Source organism: Brevibacillus sp. HB1.1, from assembly GCF_013332445.1.
GTDB classification, from domain to species: domain Bacteria; phylum Bacillota; class Bacilli; order Brevibacillales; family Brevibacillaceae; genus Brevibacillus; species Brevibacillus porteri.
In genome coordinates, this window is record NZ_JABMIV010000002.1 from 848,014 (window position 1) to 868,741 (window position 20,728).

Here is a 20,728-nt window from a genome sequence, read left to right on the forward strand (position 1 = left end):
GTACAGAGAGGAATCCCCTCTCTGTTTCACGTAGAGGGGGGGTATTTTTATGAAGACGAGGGGCGTTCCCGACTTCTTGCTCCTGTTTTTGACCGCCCTACTTGTTGGGTTTGGCATAACCATGGTGCTCAGCTCCAGCTCTATTTTCGCATTGACCAGTTTTACAAGTGGCGGCTGTGATTATTGTGGCGGAGATGAGCTTTATTTCGTGAAACGTCAATCGGTTTTCTTGCTGGTCGGTGTCGTTGGGATGCTGGTGGCCATGAACATTCCCTTCTCCTTTTATAAGAGAAATTTCTTATTGATTGCGCTCGTCAGCTTCTTTTCTTTGCTCCTGGTTCTTATTCCAGGTATTGGTAAGCAAGTTAACGGAGCTCGATCGTGGTTTGAAATCGGTTCTGCAACCATTCAGCCTGCGGAGTTTGCCAAGCTTGGCCTTATTCTGTACTTGGCAGCGATCATCTCCAAAAAAGGAAACGGGATACAAAAGCTGAAATCCGGTTTGATGCCCCCACTGATGGTAACGGGGATGTTTTTTATGCTAATTGTAGTCCAACCCGACCTTGGTTCTGCCGCCATCTTGCTCGGATGCGCTTTGATTGTCATGATCTGCGGTGGGGCCAAAATCCGCCAATTGATCGGTCTCGGTGCACCGGCTGTGACTGTTGCCCTATTGGTATACATCACAGCAAAGCCCCATGCCTTAAATCGGATTTACTCTTATCTCAATCCGTGGAGTGATATGGACGGCACTGGCTACAACATCATTCAATCCTGGATTGCAATTGCACATGGCGGTCTGACTGGGACAGGCTTTGGAAAAAGCATTCAAAAGTATTTGTATCTGCCGGAGAGGCATACCGATTTTATTTTCTCGATCATGACAGAAGAGCTTGGTTTTATCGGCGCCTCTGTGTTCCTCTTGATCTATTTGCTTTTCCTGCTGCGCGGCATCCATATTTGTCTGCGCGTAAAAGACACCTTTGCCAGTCTGGCAGGAATCGGTGTTGTCAGCATGTTCGCCATTCAGGCGATCCTAAACATTGGCGGAGTAACGGGTTTGATTCCACTGACAGGTGTACCACTGCCGTTTATCAGTTATGGTGGTTCCTCTTTACTTGTATGTCTGCTCGCCACTGGCTTTTTACTCAGTATATCGCGGGAAGTCAGTCGCCAGAAGGTAGAAGAGCAATTACAAAAACAGCCATATGCCATGTAAGAAACAAATATAAGGGATACCGGATGCGTCCAGTATCCCTTTTTTCTTACTCATTTCGAAGGAGTTCGATTGTTTCCACCCGTACATTCACGGCTTCCACATAAAGACCTGTCAATGTTTCCACCGCTTCTTTTATTTTTTCCTGTAGGACGTGACAGACGTGATGGATCTGCGCCCCATAACGGACGGATACACGCATGTCAATGGTGACTCTGTCTTCTATTACGGAAACGGTAATGCCTTTCGCGCCGCCATTCAGCTTTTTCGCCAAATCTTGATAGATTCCGCCTGAACGAACTGTGACTTCCAACACTTCTTCTACAGCAACCCCAGCAATGATCGCGATCACCTGATCTGCTACTCTGATTTCGCCAAGTCCATCAGCCATCAGGACGCCCTCCTCTTCGCCCGTTTCGTACTTCTCCCACTGGTTTCATTTGCCTTTTCTTTCATTATAAACAAATCATGCTTGGGCTTGGAAGGAAATTTGTTTTTTTCTCTCCGTTAGTGTCGGAGATGTGCAATGAATGTCAACGAGTGTCAACTGATCTGCAGCAAGCGCCTCCCGCAATACCGACTCCAAGGTATGTACCTCTTTGACGACCTTGCCACTGATTCCGCAAGCATTCGCCAATTGTTGAAAATCTGGATTACGCAATTTCACTCCAAAAGGGATCAAGCCCGCCTGACTCATTTTGACCTCTTCCAATCCTAATGTCCCATTGTTCACCACGAGAATCACAATCGGAAGTTGGAGCTCGGCCGCTGTCATAAGTTCTGCCAGATTCATTTGCAATCCCCCATCCCCAGCGACGCAGACGACCTGTTTCTCAGGATAGGTGAGCTTTGCAGCCACAGCCGCAGGCAACCCAAATCCCATCGTCCGCCACTTCCCTGAAAAGAGTGGGGTCTGTTTTTTCCCACGGAACGCACGATTAAACCAGATCGTGTGCTCACCCGTATCTAGGACGATAATCGCATCTTCATTGACCACTCCCCCAAGCGTATGCATCAAGGTTTGTGGTTTTACTTGCTCACTCACTTGTTGAATGACTGCTTGCTCTGTCTCCTCGCCAAACTCTCCATGCCACCGCTTGATCTGTTCCTGCCACGCATCGTCCTGTCTGCGTGATTGCAAGCGTCTCATCCAGATCGGCAGAACATCGTCCAATTCAGCCGTGACAGACTGGAGGTAGGGATGTGCATGTATCGATCCAGGCTGATGATCTACTTGAATGACGGACAGTTTCTTTGGCAAAAAAGCGCGAGGGAACCAGCTCGCTCCCAAAATCAGCAACAAATCTGCTTCCGCTAAGGCATGTAAAGTTGTTTCGCTGCCCCCTTCTCCCCATCCGCCGATCACCAGTGGATGAGATTCATCTACCGCCCCTTTTGCTCCGAGCGACAGCAACACGCCTGCCCCTAGCTGTTCCGCTAGCTTCACACACGAATCCGCCAACTTGCGGGCACCGATACCAAGCAGTATGAGAGGCTTTTGCGCTTTCGCAACCTGCTCGCAAGCGAGCTCGATCTCCATTCGATCAGGATAAATGGCATGTGGAATGCGTGGAAGTGCTGGAAGGACTGCATCTGAAGTCGATTGCGTAAAGACGTCCTTGCAAATGGAGAGATGTGTCACTCCTTTTTGCTGCATAGCTGTGACAAATGCTTTGTGCAAAACACTTTGGATGGCATCTGGATGCGTAATCGTCGTCGAATAAAAACTGATGGGCCGTATCATGTCTTCTTGTGAGATAAACTGCTTGTACGCGCCACCCAGCTTGTATGTCTCCACTTGTCCTGTAATTGCAATGACAGGTGCGCGATCTGTATGCGCATCTGCAAGTCCATTCAGCAAATTCACGAAACCCGGCCCCATCGTCGCGGTACAAACAGCCGGAATTCCCGTCAGTTTTGCTTCCGCACTTGCCATCATAGCCGCAGCAGATTCATGCTTGCAGGCAATATATTGAATGTCGGATTGCTTCGCGATCTGATCCAGCCAGGCAAAGATACCGTCACCTGCCACCCCGTATATTCGTTTTACTCCCCATCTGATCAATTGTTCCGTCAAAAATTGCGCGACCTGCATCAAAATCTTCCCCTTCCAGAACTAAAGTGGAAATACATTACTCGTAGTCTACGCATTCTCCAGTATTTTACTAAGGCCAAAATGACGGAAGTTGGAGAACCTAACAATAATCAACTGATATTCAAATCCATACCCGAAGGAGGGTAAGAAATGAAACAGCCTGTCAAATGGCTGCTAGCTGTAGTAGTATTCGCACTTCTGGTTACGACTGCGGTTATGGTATCTCCGTTGCGCTCAGATGCATTCAGTAAGCAGATTGTCAAAGTAGGGGCAGAAGGCTCAGACGTGCGTGAAATGCAGTATCGTTTGAAGCACCTTGGATTTTATACGGGAAAAGTAGACGGCGTATTCGGGTGGCGTTCATATTGGGCGTTGCGTAACTTTCAGTATGAGTTTGGTATGACCGTAGATGGTGTCCTCGGCTCGCAAACGAAAGTAAAGCTGTACAACGCAACGAAAAATTATAAGCCTACTGCTTCTGATCTCGGGGTTCCACAAACCGCAACTCCTGCACCGTCGAAGCCTACTACGCCTTCTAAACCTACGTATCACGCAGCGGGAGTATCAGAGAACGACCTGCGCTTGATGGCGAATGCCGTGTACGGAGAATCGCGTGGAGAGCCTTATATTGGCCAAGTAGCAGTTGCTGCTGTTATTCTGAACCGGACGAAGAACGCATCCTTTCCCAATACACCAGCGGGCGTTATCTTCGAACCTCGTGCCTTTACAGCTGTTGCGGATGGTCAGATTTGGCTGGCACCGAACGAGCAGGCAAAAAAAGCAGTGAATGATGCGCTTAAAGGTTGGGACCCAACAGACGGTGCCATTTATTATTTCAACCCGGATACAGCTACATCCGGTTGGATTTGGAGCCGCCCTCAAATCAAAAAGATCGGCAGACACATTTTTTGCCGCTAGCATTCCATAAAAAACAGGCACAACAGTCGTAAGCTGCGTGCCTGTTTTCCTTTTTCGCGTTTCATTTCGAACGTTGTGATTGCATGTGCTGGGCCATTTTGACAAAACGCTCTTCCGGTTCTGTGGTCCCGCAAACTCCACATTGTATCATATAGTTCTCACCTTTGTACGGCTGGTGAAACATATCGAGCTGTTCTTGATGGAGTTCCGCTACGACTTCGCCTGACTGTGGGTCCAGTCTAATATAGCGAGGGGTCTGCTCGATGACAGTGAACCTCATCCGATTCGATTTACATGTCGGGCACAACAAAGGCTGGGTCATAAAAAACACCTCACTTTTCTTGTTTATGGTTAGTTTTGTCCAGAACAGGAACTCTATACCTATGAGGTTTTAGGGATGAGTAAAAACTACTGAGGTGATGATATGAACTTGAGACTCTTTTTCTCATTAGTAGGCGGAAGCATGCTGTTAGCTCTTTACGCCCACTATTTTTCTGGAAATGAAATGCTCCAATTCGTCACGTCTTCACTTGCCATCATTTTTTTGGCGGCTTGGCTCGGAAAATCGACAGAGAGCGTCGCCCATTATGCTGGGGACCGAATCGGCGGCTTTCTTAACGCTACCTTCGGAAATGCCGCAGAACTCATTATTGCTTTTTTCCTGGTGAAAGAAGGCTTGTTCGATATGGTCAAGGCCTCTATTACGGGTGCAATCATCGGAAATATGCTGTTGGTTCTTGGCTTGAGCACGTTTCTGGGCGGTCTAAAATACAAAGAACAAACCTTTAATAGCAGACTGGCAAGTCACAATGCTTCCCTGATGACACTCGCGATCGTCGCTTTGTTCATACCGGCAGTCTTCATGTTCGATCTGCCTATGATCAAGGTGGAGATCATCAGCATCGTCATCGCCAGCCTGCTCATCATTGCCTACATTTTGTGGCTTATCTTCTCGATGATTACCCACAGCGATTTTTTATCGGATATCGAGCCGCAAGAAAGTGATGCGGTATGGTCAAAGGGTGTCTCTCTCTTAATGCTTGCTGTCTCCACTTTTTTCGTGGCCGTTGTCTCGGAATGGCTGGTAGAGGGTGTACAGCATGTCTCCGAATCGTTAGGGTGGTCGGAGTTATTCGTCGGTGCTTTTGTCATTGCGATCATCGGGAATGCCGCAGAGCACAGCGCTGCCTTGCTTTTGGCACTAAAAGGTCGCATCGGTGCAGCAGTCGAGATCGCGATCGGCTCCAGCCTGCAGATTGCCTTGTTCGTAGCCCCTACTCTCGTCATCATCAGTCTTTTGCTAGGAAATCCTATGGACATTGTGTTCACTACCTTTGAATTGGCTGCGATCGGAGTTGCTACCTTTATTACGATTTCCATCACACGGGATGGCGCTACGAACTGGTTTGAAGGTGTACTTCTGTTGACGGTGTATATTATTTTGGGTACGGTCTTTTTCTTCGCGTAGGGCGCAGGAATAAAACAAAGGCTCCGCCATCCTCTGTGGCGAAGCCTTTCGTTGTTTTACCAGATACCCAGCATTTGCAGGAAAACTGCCAGAATCGCGATAGGTGCTACATATTTAATCAGGAGAAGCCAAATGACAAACAAGCGTTTGCCCAGAGAAGTATGCGCCCCCAGCTCGTTTATCAAGGTCTCGCGCTTCATTTTCAAAGGAACGAAGATCGAAATGAGCAGCGCTCCAAGCGGCATCAAGATATTGCTGACCAAAAAGTCCATCGCATCGAAAATAGACTTGCCGAACAGCGTAACCTCGCTCCATACGCCGAATGACAAAGCCGATGGTACACCGACGATAAAAATCAACAGACCAATCATCCAGGCGAGACGTTTGCGTTTCTTTTCGTCTCCTTTTGCAAGAGAAGCAACGATAATTTCTAGCATGGAAAAAGCCGAAGTCAATGTAGCGAAAAGGAAAAGCGCCAAAAAGATTAACAGAAAAATGCTACCGAAGGCAATTTGTTCAAACACGGAAGGCAGTACGATAAACAGTAATCCCGGCCCCGCTGTTGGTTCTACTCCAAGGGAGAAGACTGCTGGGAAAATCGCCAAACCGGCAAACAGCGATACGAGCAGATTCAAACTGACAATCGATCCAGCAGAACGAACCAGACTTTCGTTTTTGGCAAGATACGAGCTGTACGTAACCATGACGGACACCCCGACGCTCAGCGCGAAAAAGGATTGACCCAATGCGTACAGGATCGATTCAGCACTCAGCTTGGAAAAATCAGGACGCAGAAAGAAGGAAACCCCATCCATCGCCCCATCCAACGTCAAGGAACGAACCATCAATACCATAAATAAAAGGAACAAACCAGGCATCATGTACTTGTTAGCGGACTCAATTCCACTCTGTACGCCTCTCGCTACTACCCACGCAGTAATGAGCATGAAAACCAGCTGGGCGACTACTGCACTAACAGGATCACCGATGACGTCACCAAACACTTTGTCATAAGCTGGCCCTTGCAATTGACCAGTAAACCCGCGAAGAAGATAACTAAGAATCCAACCTCCCACCACACTGTAAAAGGACAAGAGCAAGAAGCAAGTGATCACACCAAGGCGACCGATCCAATGCCAGAGTGAGCCAGGCGCAATGGTTTTATACGCACTGATCGCCTCTTTTTGTGTACTGCGTCCGATTGTGAATTCTCCTAGCAACAACGGAAGACCAATTACTAGCGTAAAGATGATGAATAGCAGAAAGAATGCTCCACCACCGCTCGTTCCAACCATATAAGGAAATTTCCAAATGGCCCCCAGTCCAATCGCCGAGCCTGCCGCTGCCAAGATGAAGCCGAGCCTGCTCGTCCATTGTTCGGCTTGTTTCATAGTTTTCACCCTCCAAAGATATTCTTTTTATGCTCAAAAATGGATACAAAAAAACCCGCCCCAAAAAGGGACGAGTTACTTATTTCTCGCGGTACCACCCTACTTAGACATCCCCTATTGGCGATGCCTCGCTTCGTCATTGATAACGGGTATGACCCGGACTCTCCTACTGGCGGCGCCTGCGTTCAGAGGTCAGCTCAAGAGTGAATTCAACGGGGCTTACATCAGGCTGCTCTCAGTCTATGGCAGCCTTCCCTGTCATGCAGCAGGTCCGTTTACTAGTCTCTTTCCTCGCTTGTTTCTATGATTCGGTTGTTGGGCGTCTTGCGAAAATAAAAAAAACCCGTCCAAAAAAGGGACGAGTTATTCGCGGTACCACCCTGATTAAGTGCACGGGATACAGATTCCCTACGCACTTCTCTCCATCATTGATAACGGGAATGACCCGATTCCTCCTACTAGGCAAATGCCATTGAGAGGGCTGCTCAGGAGGGAATTCTACGGGGCGCGCTTCAAAGCTGCTTTCAGTCTAAGGCAGCTTCTCCCTGACAAGCGGTGATTCCGCATACTAGTCTCCGTCATTGCATTTCAAAATTAATAAAAAATTATAGAGTTTAATTTAATATAAATATACGAAATAGGCAAGTGTTTTTTCTTTCAACAAAATGAAAAGCGAGGATAATCGCCGCTCTCCTCGCCTTACTTTTGATTAAACAGTTCATGAAGATGGGCCAATTTACGTTCCAATGACCCCATAATTTCTCGACCAATGTCTTCGCTAATCAGTCCTAAGCGGACCGCGTACTCTACTTCACGAGAAAGCCCGAACATTTGGGTATCCAGCACTTCTTCATACAGTGGGCACTGTGGCATGGTCAGGTTTTCCATCTGTACGTCGATCAGCTTGTAAATTTTGTCGGCGTCTGCTTGAAGCAACGCTAGCGCTTTTTGTTCCAGATCGGGAACCTTAATTTCTGTCAAAACCTATCCCTCCGTTTGCCTCCATCCTTATCATACATAGTACGCGATTCTGGGCCATTTGAAAAGGGGAGAAGACAGATCAACTGCAAGAAGCTAAAAGATACCAAGCTTCCACTCTTTTGAAAGCAGCTCCAACAGCTTGACACCGGCTACCGAATTTCCTTTTTCATCCAGGGCTGGACCGAACACGCCAATCCCCATTCGCTGTGGCACTGTTGCCATAATACCGCCGGCAACCCCACTTTTCGCGGGGATTCCTACGTCAATCGCAAACTCACCAGAGGCATTGTACATCCCACAAGTCACCATGAAAGTCTTGCAGATTCGCGCTACTTCTTCTGGAATCACTCTCTCACCTGTATTCACGAGAATTCCGTCTGCTGCAAGCACCATTCCTAGTGTCGCTACTTCCTTCGCTGTCACTTCTATCGAGCAATGGCGAAAATACAGATCAAGCGTCTCTTCTACATCCGATTCCAGAATGCCGCTGTCCTTTAGAAACCAAGCGAGGGCACGATTGCGATCAGCCGTTTTCTTTTCAGAACAATAAACAGCTTGATTAATAGAAAGATGAGGATTCCCCGTCATTTTCCGCATCAAAGCCATCACAGCATCTAGCCGCTCGTCCACGTTGGCACCGCGAATCATGCCCGCAACCGCAATGGCTCCTGCATTGATCATCGGGTTCAGTGGTTTATGGGATTCGGTCGTCTCCAGCTTAATAATCGAATTAAACGGGTCTCCAGTTGGTTCTTTCCCCACATGCCGAAACACGTATTCCTTTCCGTTCTGGCATAAGGCGACGATCAGAGAGAAAATCTTGGAGATACTTTGCATCGAGAAAGGCACATCTGCATCCCCAGTAGAAAGGATCGTCCCATCGGGCAAGCATACAGCCACTCCCAATTGATGTGAATTGACTTTTGCCAATTCAGGGATGTAGGACGCTACACTCCCCTTGTTTGTATACGCAAGTGACTGATTGCGTACTTGCTCCAATTGTTCGGACGCTTGTTTCAAATCCATCGAAAAACCCCTCAGTCTATTACGTCGATGTATATAGATTCGATTGTAGATTTCTACATGAGACATGTCAAATTATCCCTACTTCTGCACGGCGTGCTCCAATCGTTCCATCGCTTCGACTAGAATCGATCTCGGGCAAGCAAAATTGATTCGCATGAACCCTGCACCATCCTGTCCAAACGTTGTACCATCGTGCAAACCAAGCTTTGCATCCTCACGAATGAGCTTGCTCAACTCCGCCTGACTATGTCCTAGCTGTCTAAAATCCATCCACCCCAAGTATGTCGCTTCCGGAAGTGCCATGGATACCCCAGGAATACGAGTCGATAAAAACTCATGCACATAAGCTGCATTCTTACGTAAGTAGATCAACAGTTCTTCCAGCCATGCTTCTCCATGTTGGTAGGCAGCAATCGTTGCTTCCATTCCAAATAGATTCAGATTCTCGTAGCCCATTTTGGATGCCGTGATGGAAAAGTTCCGCAATAATTGCTGATTTTCTGTCATCAAATAGGAAGTATACAGACCAGCCAAATTAAACGTTTTGGCGGCTGATAGGAAGGTCACACTCTGGTTGGCCAATTCCGGTGCCAGCGAATAGTAAGGCGTATGAACATTTGGCTCATAGACCAAATCCGAATGAATCTCATCGGCAACCACAATCACGCCATTTTCTACACACAATCTTCCCAAGCGCTCCAGCTCTTCTCTGGTCCATACTCGCCCGATCGGATTATGGGGTGTGCAGAGTAGCATGAGCTTCACCCGCGGGTCGCTCAGCTTTTGTGTGAGGTCATCCCAATTCATTTCATAACGCCCGTCACGCTCCAAGAGTGGGCTGGTAACGACGTGACGTCCGCGATTTTCGACTGCATGATAAAAAGGGTGGTACACAGGCGTCTGGATCAAAACACCATCTCCCGGGGCTGTAAAAGCCTCTACGGCTACGTGTATGCCAGGAACGACCCCAGGTATACCTGTCATCCAGCTCACTTCTACCTCTACACCAAATCGCTTGTGTATCCACTCTTTCAAGCTCTGAAAAAGAGCATTTGACTTCAACGTGTATCCGTATATCGGGTGACTCGCGCGTTTGATCAGTGCCTCTGTGATTTCAGGAGCGCAAGCAAAATCCATATCCGCCACCCAGAGCGGAAGCATTCCTTCACCGTTCACTTTTGGATTCTGAATCTCCCATTTGACACTATCTGTCCCTCTGCGTTCGATGCGCTGATCAAAATCGTACACTTTCGTTCCCTCCCTTATTCCCTTCACATGTATACACACAGCATAAACCGTCTTTTTCCAATTGTCCAAGCTTCAGGTGTACGAAAAAAAGAGCCGCCCAGTGAGCGACTCTCTTCTTACTATCAATAGATTAACGAGCGTATACGCCAGGACCAAATGGGAGGTCAAGGTAGTACCATAATGTCAATTGCAAGATCCAAACGACCAGGAAAACGATTGCAAATGGAGTCATGGTAGAGAAAATCGTTCCCATTCCCGCATTCTTATTATACTTCTGATAGAACGCCAGGAAGAGCGGGATGTACGGATTCACAGGTGAGATCGTATTGGTTGCAGAGTCCGCAATCCGATAAGCGGCCTGGATAAATGCCGGGTTGTAATCCAACAGCATCAGCATTGGCATGAATACAGGTGCAAGGATCGCCCACAGTGCTGAACCACTCGTGATAAACAAGCTACAGATACCAGTGAAGATTGTAAAGGCAATAATGATCGGCAAGCCAGTCAAGCCCATGTTTGTCATGAATTCTGCACCATTGACAGCCATCAAAATACCAATGTTGCTCCAGTTAAAGAACGCGATGAACTGTGCTGCTGTAAACGCTAACACAATAAAGCCGGACATATCCTTGATTGCTTCGGACATGTAATGCGGAATGTCCTTCGATGTTTTAATCAATCCCATTGCTCTACCATACACAAACGATACGGTCACGAAGAACAACAGGATGATGGGAATAATCCCTTTCAAAAACGGTGATGTCAAGAATTCACCTGTCTTTGGATCGCGCAACAGTGAACCTTCTGGAACGACCAGCAATGCTACAATCACCACGAAAATCAGCGCTGCGATACCCGCTTTGCGCAGTGCTTTGTTTTCTTGCGGAGTTACTGCTTCGAATTGTACGTTTCGATCGCCGTGATACGTGCCAAGACGTGGTTCGATAATTTTATCGGTAATCCATCCTCCAAAGAAAGCAAGGATAACAACGGAAGCTGACATGAAGAACCAGTTATCTACTGGCGTAACCATTGCATTCGGATCAATCGTTTTCGCTACTTCCGTACTGATCCCTGCCAAGAGAGCATCTGTACCGGCAATGAAAAAGTTCGCTGTAAAACCGGAGGATACACCAGCCATACCGGCTGCAAAACCTGCAATCGGGTGGCGCCCCATTGCCAAGAACACAAGACCGCCAAGCGGAGGAATAATAACCATGGCTGCATCAGAAGCAAGATTTCCTAAAATACCGACAAAGACAATTGCATAACTGACAACCGATGCCGGAATACCTGCCATCATTTTGCGTAGAACTGTCGTCAAAAGACCGATTTTTTCTGCCAGTCCAATTCCAAGCGTCATCGCCAGAACGAGACCAAGTGCTGGAAATTCAATAAAGTTTTTCAGCATACTTGTTAAAATCCAATGAATACCTTCGACGCTAAGCAAACTCTTAACGGCAACCTCTTCGCCTTTTGCAGGATGCATAACCGAAAAGTCCATGGCTGCGAGGATTGCAGAGACTACCATCAATACACCACACAAAATAATGAACAATACAAATGGATGCGGGAGCTTATTCCCTACCGTTTCAATCCATTTTAGGATACCTTTTTGCTTCATCAGATCTACTTGCACATTCGTGCCTTTCGCCATAGTTTCGCCCCCTTGATTCGTTTGAATTCCCTGAATGTTCTTGCGTATTTGCGACCATCCTCGGGATGAATGATGTGGTCTTCCTTCTCTAGCGCTCATCGCCGTTGATGGTTCAGCGGGAGAAAGACGAAGTGAGCTTCCCTTATTTCGTGAAAGCCTTTCCAAGAATCGAAAGGCTTGTACACAATGCCTTTTATCTGACTCCAACTTTTAAGTAAAGTTCAAATATAGCAGGCAAAGTTCACTCTCACATAATAACTTGCTAATATGATTATATAATCTATAAAATCCATGTCAATAATTTTTAGACTATTTTATGAAATTTTCGCTTTTTGGATAATTGCTGTCATTTGCGAGTCTATAGTAATATAGAGATTGATTACGAATGATCACGGAGGAATGACGTATGTCTGATGTTATCGTGTTCAAAGGGGAAATTGCTTTCCCTATTACATTGGATCCAACCGTTTGGGTTTTTGATGAACGCAAATTCGATCTGAAAACATACGCGGGCGAAGATGATAGCTCGCTGGCTACACAAGCAAAGTATTTGGCTGGCACGGGGACGCAGTGGGATAAGGAATTGCGTGAAGGGGCTACGCTTCCTTCCGAACGAAAAAGCTTAGCCGAAGAACGTAAAGTGCTCGAAGGCGAGTACGGAATTCGTCTCGATCCCTTCATTACAAACGCTGAGCCCCTACCAGAGGTGACTCATGTCCGTCTTCACCGCGAGGATCAGGAAGCGATCGTTCTTCCACTTGCAGAGGCAAGAAGAGCCATCCTCCAATTCTCCAAAGACGGCAAGCCTATTAAAGAGGATGGTCCTGTGTACTTTTATTTGCCGGAAGTGTTGCTGGCAAATGAAGCGCCAATCAAAGGAATTATCGCTTTGGAGTTTATTACGGAGCAAGCGTAAGACAAGCCACTTAAGATAATCCTCTCTTGGATAACAAAAGCCATCCTCCTTCGAAAAAAAGAGGATGGCTTTTGCCATATGTTACGTATGTGTGATGATTTTGCTCTTAGGCGCTGAACTGCGTGATACGGATATTCCGATGCTGTAGTTCTTCGCGAAGCAATTCGATAAAAGCTGCATCTAGTTGAAGGTCGACAGCGCGATGATATACTTCTATCAACATTTGGTCACTTAAGTATTTCACCTTTGCTCACCTCCATCGCTAATATGAGCCCATTGTAACAGAAGCCTTTGTATCGAACAACCGTTCGGATATCCACAAGCAATGTGGACATCTTGTTGGTAACATGTGGGCAAACTGTGTGTAACTTATAAGTATCCAAGCATTTCCTTTGTGGATGTTTTTTTCCATTTATCCACAGTCAGTCGAAATTTGTCGAACGAATGATATGACTATTCTGTCATAATCACCCCTCAAGAAAAAAAGCCACCCTGTACAGGATGGCTTTTTTCGTTACTATTATGCGTTTGCCGCTTCTGTCACGTGCAGAACTTGCTTGATGCGATCAATTGCCCAATCCAAGTCTTCTTTGCTGATGACGAGTGGCGGTGCAAAGCGAATGGTTGTCTCATGTGTTTCTTTGCACAGGAGTCCCAGTTCTTTTAGTTTTTCGCAATATGGACGAGCCGCTGTTGTCAGCTCCAAACCAATGAACAGACCGCGACCGCGAATTTCCTTGATGATCGGGTTGTTGATTTCTTTCAATTTCTCCATGAAGTATGCGCCCATTTCCAGGGAGCGCTGTACAAGACCTTCGTCAGCCAGTACATCCATAGCTGCGATGGCAACTGCGCATCCGAGTGGATTTCCGCCAAAGGTAGAACCGTGAGAGCCTGGTTCAAATACGCTCAAGATTTCTTTATCTGCTGCTACTGCGGAAATCGGGAACACGCCACCACCAAGAGCTTTCCCCATGATGTACATGTCTGGTACTACATTTTCCCAATCGCTGGCAAACATTTTACCTGTGCGACCGAAGCCTGTTTGGATCTCGTCGCTGACCAAGAGTACATTGTTTGCTTTACATACCTCTTGTGCCTGCTTCAAGAAGCCCTCTTGCGGAATGATGATCCCTGCTTCGCCTTGGATCGGCTCCAGCATGAATGCTGCTGTATTCGGTGTAATCGCTTGCTTAAGCGCTTCAATATCGCCATAAGGAATGATTTTGAACCCAGGAGTGAATGGTCCGAAGCCACGTCTGTATTCTTCTGCAGAAGAGAAGGAAGTTACTGTGACAGTACGACCATGGAAGTTGCCTTCACATACGATGATTTCTGCTTGGTTCTCTGGTACTTTTTTCACGTCATAAGCCCAGCGACGAACCGCTTTGAGTGCTGTCTCTACTGCTTCTGCACCAGTATTCATTGGCAGGATCATTTCTTTTCTTGTCACCGCAGAGAGCTTTTCGTAGAATTCACCCAGTTGGTCATTGTAAAAAGCACGGGAAGTGAGCGTTACTTTATCTGCTTGATCTTTCAGAGCTTGGATGATACGTGGATGACGATGCCCTTGGTTCAGCGCAGAATATGCACTCAGCATATCCAGATATTTATTGCCTTCCGGATCGTGTACCCATACGCCTTCTGCTTTGGAAATAACGATCGGTAGCGGATGATAGTTGTGCGCACCAAATTTTTCTGTTTGTTCAATAACCACGTTTGTTTTACTCATGTCGTTAGCCTCCTTCAAGATCACTTGCTAAAATTATCTAGCAAGAACGATGCCAAATAGGAAAACCCCACAAAGTCGATCCAATCCGATCAAGCGAGCAAAAAAATTTTGCACCTCACATTCATATTCTTTTGCAGTGCATAATGTTTTTGCACTCATTCCCTTTATGCTATGATACCTTCATAAGGAAAGGCTGGTGACCACGGTGTCGTCTTCTAGGCAAAATTCTTCAGCTGACACTCTCTTGCGCATTTATGAACATATTTTGGACAGAATGAATGAAGGTGTACATGTCATCGATTCGGACGGGACAACGATTGTCTACAATTCCAAAATGACCGAGCTGGAATCGATGACCAGACAAAACGTTTTGCACAAACCTTTGGCAGAGGTTTTTCAGTTCCCGTCTGGACAGGAAAGTACCTTGCTCACATGCTTGCGTACCGGAAATAGCATTCGCAATACACGACAAACGTATTTCAATGACAAGCAAAAAGAAATTTCAACCATCAACCATACGTACCCCATCATTGAAAATGGCAAGATCATCGGCGCAATGGAAATCGCAAATGATGTTACCAAAATGGAACGATTGATCAGAGAAAACTTGCTGCAAAAAAACGGGTCACGCTACACATTCGAGCACATTATCGGGAGAAGCGGTCCTATTCTCGATGTCATAGAGAATGCCAAACGCGCAGCACGCACCTCCTCATCCGTATTGGTCGTGGGTGAAACGGGTGCCGGGAAAGAGCTGTTCGTTCAAAGCATTCATAATGCCAGTCTGCGCGCTTCTGGTCCCCTTATTTCACAAAACTGCGCTGCGCTTCCGGATAGCCTGATCGAAGGGCTTTTGTTTGGAACGGCTCGTGGAGCATTTACTGGCGCAGTGGAGCGACCTGGATTGTTTGAGCAAGCAGAAGGCGGAACCCTTTTTCTCGACGAAATCAACTCGCTTAGTATGCCACTACAGGCAAAATTGTTGCGTGCTCTGCAAGAGAAGTCGATTAGACGTATTGGTGACACAAAGGATCGATCGATCGATGTACGAATCATTGCAGCAATTAATGAAGATCCTGTTGAGGCAATCGCCCATTCGCATTTGCGAAAAGACTTGTACTATCGCCTCGGAGTCGTCACGTTATTTCTCCCCCCGCTTCGGGAACGCAAGGAAGATATTCCGATGCTGGTCAGCCATTTTATTGAGAAATACAATGAGCTGTTCCAAATGGAGGTAAGAGGCATCAGTGACGAGGTTCTGCAATTTTTTATCCAGCATGATTGGCCTGGCAATGTGCGTGAGCTTCAACACTTGATTGAGGGGGCCATGAATCTGATGATTGACGAATCAACCATCCGCTATGAACACTTACCCTTACACTTTTTGCGTCGTACGCCAGCCGCTTCCGTAACAATCGAGCAACCCTCCCCTCACACATTGCCTTTTGTGGACGAAGGAAAGCCGTTGAAGGAAACCATGCAAGAATTTGAAACAGCATATATTCACCATGTTGTGGAACGCTATAACGGAAATATTTCACGAGCAGCCAAGGAATTGCAAATTAGTCGTCAAAGCTTGCAGTATCGTTTGCGTAAGCTGGGGATTAAGGGATAAGGCATACTAATAAAAACGACGTTCTGGTTTGAGTCAACATGGTGGAGAGAAGAAAAAGCACAGTTCTCTTCGACTCTGACACGCCCGCAAGGGTGATTCACTGTTCGTCTACACTTCAAAAAGGGGCCCGTCGAGCCAAAGCCACCCTACGGGCGGACGTTTCTCAAGAAGAAGTGTTCGACAAGCGTGGACCCCTTTTTGAAGTTCCGACTGAGTTGGCTTTGTCAAGGTCTACGAGCCCTGCGCTTTTTCTTCTCACCAGTTTTATTGGTTAATCGTTACCTTCTAAAAGCATGCAAGTTCATCTCTTTAGATGTTTTCTTTCAGTCCAATTTTCCCCTTATCTTTTTTAATAAACGCCAAGAAATTTGGCGTTTTTTTAATTATTTTGCATCAACTGCCGAATCTTTTTGCACTTTTTTGGTAGTATATACCTCAAAAATAATATTTTCATAAATTATTTCTTTTGGTATCATTCTTGCAGAGCATATATCGCTATCGCGCCTGAAAACGCATACATCCATTGAACATACTCGCGTGAAGGAGAGGGTTATATGTCCACAAGCAACATGGAGCAGCACAATCAATTGAAACGCACGATGAACAGCAGACACCTCTTTATGATTTCTCTTGGCGGCGTAATCGGGACCGGGTTATTTCTCGGATCAGGTTATACAATTAGTCAGGCAGGACCAGTTGGTGCCATTCTCTCCTATTTAGTCGGCGGCTTTATCATGTACCTGACTATGCTATGTCTAGGTGAGCTGACAGTTGCCATGCCAGTGGCCGGTTCGTTCCAAACATATATGACCCGCTTTGTTAGCCCAGCACTTGGGTTTGGTGTAGGCTGGTTGTATTGGCTTGGTTGGGCCGTGACCGTTGCTTTAGAGTTGTTGTCATCAGGATTGCTGATGCAACGTTGGTTCCCTGACTCACCTGTTTGGATGTGGTGCGCGATCTTCGGTGTAGTGCTCTTCTTATTAAATGCTTTATCTGCTCGAGCGTTCGGTGAATCTGAGTTCTGGTTTTCCAGCATTAAAGTAAGCGCTATCATCTTGTTCATCATCTTGGGTGGAGCGGCGATGTTTGGTTTCATCGACCTGAAAAACGGTCAGCCTGCGCCAATGCTCTCCAACTTTACAGAAAGCCCGCTTCTCCCCTTTGGAATCACAGGCTTGCTGATGACGATGATCACCGTGAACTTCTCCTTCCAAGGTACCGAGCTGATCGGGATTGCCGCTGGAGAAAGTGAGGACCCAGAGAAGACGATTCCGAAGGCCATTCGTACGACGGTTTGGCGCACACTCGTTTTCTTCATTCTGGCGATTGCCATCGTGGCAGGGATGATTCCACACCAACAGGCGGGTGTGATTGAAAGTCCGTTTGTCGTCGTTTTTGACAGTATTGGGATTCCTTATGCGGCTGACATTATGAACTTCGTTGTCCTGACAGCACTTCTATCTGTAGCCAACTCTGGTTTGTACGCAGCAACTCGTATGCTTTACTCCCTGTCCAAAGAAGGAATGGCTTCGAAAAAGCTTGGGGCCGTAAATGGAAAAGGGATTCCGATGAACGCTTTGTTGATTACGTTTGCCATTGCTCTCTTGTCTCTTCTGTCCGGTATTTTTGCAGAAGATACGGTTTTCATGGTGCTGTTGTCTATCGCTGGTCTCGGCGCACAAGTGGGGTGGATCTCCATCTCCGCTTCGCAGCTCGCTTTCCGTCGCCATTACCTGAAAAATGGAGGCAAGCTGGAGGATCTGAAGTTCCGTACCCCTTTGTATCCGATACTGCCTTTGATTTCCTTGATCTTGAACTTGCTCGTTCTCGTAAGCTTGGCATTCGATCCCGAACAGCGCATCGCCTTGTACTGCGGAGTTCCGTTCATGATCATTGCAATTTGCGTGTATCAATTCCATTTTAAAAAGAAAATCGAAGCATAATCACAAAAAGAAAAGCTTGCAGCCCCCCTCTTTCAAGAAGGGACTGCAAGCTTTTCATGTTTTATATGCGATGCGATAGGCTTGGCAATACTACAATGAGATTCGGACAATTTCCGTAACGACTACCATGGCAAAGACTGCAAATCCAAGGGAACTCGTTACCAGCAACATGCGCTTTAGCTTTTTCATATCTTCCATAAAATTCCCTCACTTTCTTGCGCCAATCATCTCTATCGTTATATACGTATGAACGATGGAAAATGTTTCATTTCGCCCAAAAATATTTACGATCGAGCTATTTTCTTAAGATCATTCCCGATTTGTCCGGTTTGTTGTTCCATGCGATATAGCATCCAGGCCACCCAAAACCCGATGACCAAACAAATGGTCCATGGCAGCCACGGCGTTTGCAAGCGTAGCCCTACATCGTACACCCATCCTCCTGCTATTTGTCCGAACGAACCCCCGATGGCAATCGAATACCCGTTGAAGCCGTAATAGGCGCCAACCAAGTCCTTGGGAGCAAAACGAGGAACGACATCCACCAGATTCGGAACAGCAATCATGGTACCCAGTGCAAAAAGGAACACATCCAAAAGAATGAGCCACAATGAATCGGCAAACGTGAACAAAAATAGTCCCACACTCATAAACAACGTTCCGATGCCAATCAAGGTAAGCCTGTGCTGATAACCCTCCAGCAATTGTGTCACTTTCATTTGAAATAAGATCACAAACAGCGAGAGAGCAGAAAGCACAATCCCTACATTCACCTTGCTATGCGTAACATTTTCAACAAACAGCGGAATCGTTAAAAACACCTGCATATTCAAGTAATAATACCCCATCAAAATAAAGGTATATCGTACAAACAGCTTGTCCTTCACTACCGTGGACATACTTTCCCATATGCTATGCCGTGTATTAGTGGCGCGAATTGGTGGGAATAAAAAGAAGATCACGATTGTATTCACTCCGAAAACGGCTCCTGCAAACAACGAAATGTACGTAAAATCAATAGCCGAGAGTGCTGTCCCCACGATTTGGGAACCGACTACCGCAATATTTCCAAGCACATTGCGAAGGGAGAATACTTCTTTTCGAATGGCCTCAGGTGTAATAATCGCATAGGCAGCAGAGCAAGCAGGCTCAAACAACGCCCCACCCAATCCGGAAAGAATCGCGGCAACAAAAAAGTGCCAGGTCTCGGTACAAAAAGCGAACATCGCAAAACCAACGGCACGTACGCCCAATCCGAGGAACATCGCCCCTTTGTATCCGAAGGCATCCGCGATCACACCGCCTAAAAAAGCAAGACCTTGCTGGGAAAACTGTCTGACACTCAGGACAATCCCTGCCATCGCCAGTGTCCAGCCGATACTGCCCGTCAAATACAAAGTGAGGTACGGGATTAATGCATAAAAACCCATATTCATCATAAAAGATGTGCTTAACAAGAGCTTCACTGAAAAGGGCGTTTCTCGCCACCATTCCCACTTCATCCCAATACCCCTCGCTCTCCCGATAGCCCACATGAAATAAGGATATCCCCAGCTTAGCGAACAGGGTATAATTTGGGAAACGAACATTTTTGTATATGGTAATCAAATATTTAGATAAGAGGGATTCCAACTGTATGGACTTCGAACAATTACGCGCTTTCTACACATTGGCCCAAACAAAAAATTTCACCAAGGCTGCGGAAATGCTCCACTTAGTCCAGTCTACGGTGACAATGCGAATCAAGCAACTGGAAGAAAAAGTTGGCAAACCTCTTTTCATTCGTGATAAAAGAAGTGTTGAGATTACCCAAGCGGGCTTAACCCTTTTACCGTATGCAGAGAGAATCCTCAAACTGTCCCATGAAGCCCTAAATGAAGTCGCTTCACTCCAGCCTTATGAAGACTATTTATCGATCGGCAGCTTAAACGCGATCTGGACTTCCACCCTCGAGCCAATCTTGAAAGAATACCACTATCGGTATCCACAAATTGCGATCAGCACCAAGACAGGGCACTCGTCCGATGTCATCCAGTATTTGCTGGACAACGTGATTCAAATCGGAATCGTGTACGTTCCCCCATCCTTGCCCAACTTTGACGTTATACCAACGTGGGATGATGAAATTGTCTTGGTTTGCTGTCCAGAGAGCCCCATTGCCGCATCTACACACGTCGATTCGCGCGAGCTGCGCAATCTGCCGCTGCTGTACATGAATTGGGGCCCTCCTTTTAACGAGTGGATTAGACAGACATTGCCGCGTAATTACGTACCCAAGCTGACAGTAGACAAAGCGGAGCTCGCTATCGATCTGATCAAAGAAGGTCTCGGCGTGAGCTTGTTGACGCGCTCTACCGTCAAAGCAGAGCTTGCGGCAGGTACCTTGAAGGAACTGATCATAACAGGCAATAAACCTCCCAAACGATCGGCGTACATCGTCTTGCCAAAGGACAAAAAAAATAAACCCAGCGTAGAAAAATGGCTGAGTTTAATGAATGAATTAGGGTATTCCACCTAGCTTG

The 20,728-nt window shown here is 46.7% G+C and carries 18 protein-coding genes and 2 other annotated features; of the genes, 7 read left to right on the plus strand and 11 right to left on the minus strand.

What is annotated here, in order from left to right; translation table 11 throughout:
- The first annotated feature begins 49 nt into the window (after positions 1 to 49).
- Positions 50 to 1,219 carry a putative lipid II flippase FtsW gene (gene ftsW, locus HPY27_RS08965; RefSeq protein WP_017247933.1) on the plus strand — a complete coding sequence of 390 codons (1,170 nt, stop codon included), beginning with the start codon at positions 50 to 52 and terminating at the stop codon, positions 1,217 to 1,219.
- A 46-nt stretch (positions 1,220 to 1,265) separates the two neighbouring features.
- Here ftsW and HPY27_RS08970 read toward each other — a convergent pair whose 3' ends face one another.
- Both HPY27_RS08970 and HPY27_RS08975 read right to left on the minus strand, forming a co-directional pair.
- Entirely contained in the window at positions 1,266 to 1,607 is a 342-nt protein-coding gene (locus tag HPY27_RS08970) for an Asp23/Gls24 family envelope stress response protein (protein WP_174224804.1), read from the minus strand.
- A 75-nt stretch (positions 1,608 to 1,682) separates the two neighbouring features.
- Positions 1,683 to 3,311 (minus strand): thiamine pyrophosphate-binding protein, encoded by a 1,629-nt coding sequence (locus tag HPY27_RS08975; protein WP_174224805.1) that lies wholly within the window; start codon positions 3,309 to 3,311, stop codon positions 1,683 to 1,685.
- A gap of 150 nt (positions 3,312 to 3,461) precedes the next feature.
- On the opposite strand from HPY27_RS08975, the gene sleB reads away from it, so the two are divergent.
- Complete coding sequence (gene sleB / locus HPY27_RS08980; protein ID WP_017247930.1) at positions 3,462 to 4,229, plus strand: spore cortex-lytic enzyme; 768 nt, start codon at positions 3,462 to 3,464, stop codon at positions 4,227 to 4,229.
- Positions 4,230 to 4,290: 61 nt separating this feature from the next.
- On the opposite strand, the gene HPY27_RS08985 is transcribed toward sleB, so the two are convergent.
- The gene (locus tag HPY27_RS08985; protein ID WP_017247929.1) at positions 4,291 to 4,551 is read right to left on the minus strand and encodes a hypothetical protein; all 261 of its coding nucleotides are present in this window, start codon (positions 4,549 to 4,551) and stop codon (positions 4,291 to 4,293) included.
- 102 nt (positions 4,552 to 4,653) lie between these two features.
- Here HPY27_RS08985 and cax point away from each other — a divergent pair, with 102 nt between their 5' ends.
- Positions 4,654 to 5,697 (plus strand): calcium/proton exchanger, encoded by a 1,044-nt coding sequence (cax, locus tag HPY27_RS08990; protein WP_026043017.1) that lies wholly within the window; start codon positions 4,654 to 4,656, stop codon positions 5,695 to 5,697.
- A gap of 56 nt (positions 5,698 to 5,753) precedes the next feature.
- Here cax and HPY27_RS08995 read toward each other — a convergent pair whose 3' ends face one another.
- From HPY27_RS08995 to HPY27_RS09015, 5 genes are all read right to left on the minus strand, one after another.
- A complete protein-coding gene (locus tag HPY27_RS08995; protein WP_174224806.1) occupies positions 5,754 to 7,088 on the minus strand; it encodes a sodium-dependent transporter in 1,335 nt (444 codons plus the stop codon).
- A 63-nt stretch (positions 7,089 to 7,151) separates the two neighbouring features.
- Positions 7,152 to 7,389 (minus strand) — a binding site (T-box leader).
- Between the two features lie 50 nt (positions 7,390 to 7,439).
- Positions 7,440 to 7,679, minus strand: a binding site (T-box leader).
- Positions 7,680 to 7,787: 108 nt separating this feature from the next.
- Positions 7,788 to 8,069, minus strand: a complete 282-nt coding sequence (locus HPY27_RS09000) for an Fpa/YlaN family protein (protein ID WP_007725848.1) — start codon at positions 8,067 to 8,069, stop codon at positions 7,788 to 7,790.
- A 93-nt stretch (positions 8,070 to 8,162) separates the two neighbouring features.
- Positions 8,163 to 9,095, minus strand: coding sequence for a glutaminase A (gene glsA, locus HPY27_RS09005; protein ID WP_174224807.1), 933 nt, complete (start codon positions 9,093 to 9,095; stop codon positions 8,163 to 8,165).
- A gap of 78 nt (positions 9,096 to 9,173) precedes the next feature.
- Positions 9,174 to 10,343: a MalY/PatB family protein gene (locus HPY27_RS09010; RefSeq protein WP_174224808.1), complete on the minus strand. Its 1,170-nt coding sequence runs from the start codon at positions 10,341 to 10,343 to the stop codon at positions 9,174 to 9,176.
- A gap of 130 nt (positions 10,344 to 10,473) precedes the next feature.
- Complete coding sequence (locus tag HPY27_RS09015; protein WP_174224809.1) at positions 10,474 to 12,000, minus strand: AbgT family transporter; 1,527 nt, start codon at positions 11,998 to 12,000, stop codon at positions 10,474 to 10,476.
- A 406-nt stretch (positions 12,001 to 12,406) separates the two neighbouring features.
- On the opposite strand from HPY27_RS09015, the gene HPY27_RS09020 reads away from it, so the two are divergent.
- Positions 12,407 to 12,916: a molybdopterin-binding protein gene (locus HPY27_RS09020; protein WP_174224810.1), complete on the plus strand. Its 510-nt coding sequence runs from the start codon at positions 12,407 to 12,409 to the stop codon at positions 12,914 to 12,916.
- 106 nt (positions 12,917 to 13,022) lie between these two features.
- Here HPY27_RS09020 and sda read toward each other — a convergent pair whose 3' ends face one another.
- Together sda and HPY27_RS09030 are read right to left on the minus strand one after the other, a co-directional pair.
- Positions 13,023 to 13,160, minus strand: coding sequence for a sporulation histidine kinase inhibitor Sda (gene sda, locus HPY27_RS09025; protein ID WP_007725857.1), 138 nt, complete (start codon positions 13,158 to 13,160; stop codon positions 13,023 to 13,025).
- 276 nt (positions 13,161 to 13,436) lie between these two features.
- Positions 13,437 to 14,648: an ornithine--oxo-acid transaminase gene (locus tag HPY27_RS09030; protein WP_017247921.1), complete on the minus strand. Its 1,212-nt coding sequence runs from the start codon at positions 14,646 to 14,648 to the stop codon at positions 13,437 to 13,439.
- A 196-nt stretch (positions 14,649 to 14,844) separates the two neighbouring features.
- On the opposite strand from HPY27_RS09030, the gene HPY27_RS09035 reads away from it, so the two are divergent.
- Complete coding sequence (locus HPY27_RS09035; RefSeq protein ID WP_017247920.1) at positions 14,845 to 16,263, plus strand: sigma-54 interaction domain-containing protein; 1,419 nt, start codon at positions 14,845 to 14,847, stop codon at positions 16,261 to 16,263.
- A gap of 554 nt (positions 16,264 to 16,817) precedes the next feature.
- The gene (locus tag HPY27_RS09040; protein ID WP_069852182.1) at positions 16,818 to 18,206 is read left to right on the plus strand and encodes an amino acid permease; all 1,389 of its coding nucleotides are present in this window, start codon (positions 16,818 to 16,820) and stop codon (positions 18,204 to 18,206) included.
- 284 nt (positions 18,207 to 18,490) lie between these two features.
- Here HPY27_RS09040 and HPY27_RS09045 read toward each other — a convergent pair whose 3' ends face one another.
- Positions 18,491 to 19,708: an MDR family MFS transporter gene (locus HPY27_RS09045; protein WP_173621520.1), complete on the minus strand. Its 1,218-nt coding sequence runs from the start codon at positions 19,706 to 19,708 to the stop codon at positions 18,491 to 18,493.
- Between the two features lie 134 nt (positions 19,709 to 19,842).
- Here HPY27_RS09045 and HPY27_RS09050 point away from each other — a divergent pair, with 134 nt between their 5' ends.
- Positions 19,843 to 20,724 carry a LysR family transcriptional regulator gene (locus tag HPY27_RS09050; protein ID WP_174224811.1) on the plus strand — a complete coding sequence of 294 codons (882 nt, stop codon included), beginning with the start codon at positions 19,843 to 19,845 and terminating at the stop codon, positions 20,722 to 20,724.
- Positions 20,725 to 20,728: the final 4 nt, after the last annotated feature.

Bases quoted from the DNA above. Each gene is read 5' to 3' on its own strand.
- cax (WP_026043017.1), top strand. From the start codon at position 4,654: ATGAACTTGAGACTCTTTTTCTCATTAGTAGGCGGAAGCATGCTGTTA.
- HPY27_RS09040 (WP_069852182.1), top strand. From the start codon at position 16,818: ATGTCCACAAGCAACATGGAGCAGCACAATCAATTGAAACGCACGATG.
- sleB (WP_017247930.1), top strand. From the start codon at position 3,462: ATGAAACAGCCTGTCAAATGGCTGCTAGCTGTAGTAGTATTCGCACTT.
- HPY27_RS08985 (WP_017247929.1), bottom strand. From the start codon at position 4,551: ATGACCCAGCCTTTGTTGTGCCCGACATGTAAATCGAATCGGATGAGG.
- HPY27_RS09020 (WP_174224810.1), top strand. From the start codon at position 12,407: ATGTCTGATGTTATCGTGTTCAAAGGGGAAATTGCTTTCCCTATTACA.
- HPY27_RS09015 (WP_174224809.1), bottom strand. From the start codon at position 12,000: ATGGCGAAAGGCACGAATGTGCAAGTAGATCTGATGAAGCAAAAAGGT.
- HPY27_RS08975 (WP_174224805.1), bottom strand. From the start codon at position 3,311: ATGCAGGTCGCGCAATTTTTGACGGAACAATTGATCAGATGGGGAGTA.
- ftsW (WP_017247933.1), top strand. From the start codon at position 50: ATGAAGACGAGGGGCGTTCCCGACTTCTTGCTCCTGTTTTTGACCGCC.
- glsA (WP_174224807.1), bottom strand. From the start codon at position 9,095: ATGGATTTGAAACAAGCGTCCGAACAATTGGAGCAAGTACGCAATCAG.
- HPY27_RS09045 (WP_173621520.1), bottom strand. From the start codon at position 19,708: ATGAAGTGGGAATGGTGGCGAGAAACGCCCTTTTCAGTGAAGCTCTTG.
- HPY27_RS08970 (WP_174224804.1), bottom strand. From the start codon at position 1,607: ATGGCTGATGGACTTGGCGAAATCAGAGTAGCAGATCAGGTGATCGCG.
- HPY27_RS09050 (WP_174224811.1), top strand. From the start codon at position 19,843: ATGGACTTCGAACAATTACGCGCTTTCTACACATTGGCCCAAACAAAA.
- HPY27_RS09030 (WP_017247921.1), bottom strand. From the start codon at position 14,648: ATGAGTAAAACAAACGTGGTTATTGAACAAACAGAAAAATTTGGTGCG.
- HPY27_RS08995 (WP_174224806.1), bottom strand. From the start codon at position 7,088: ATGAAACAAGCCGAACAATGGACGAGCAGGCTCGGCTTCATCTTGGCA.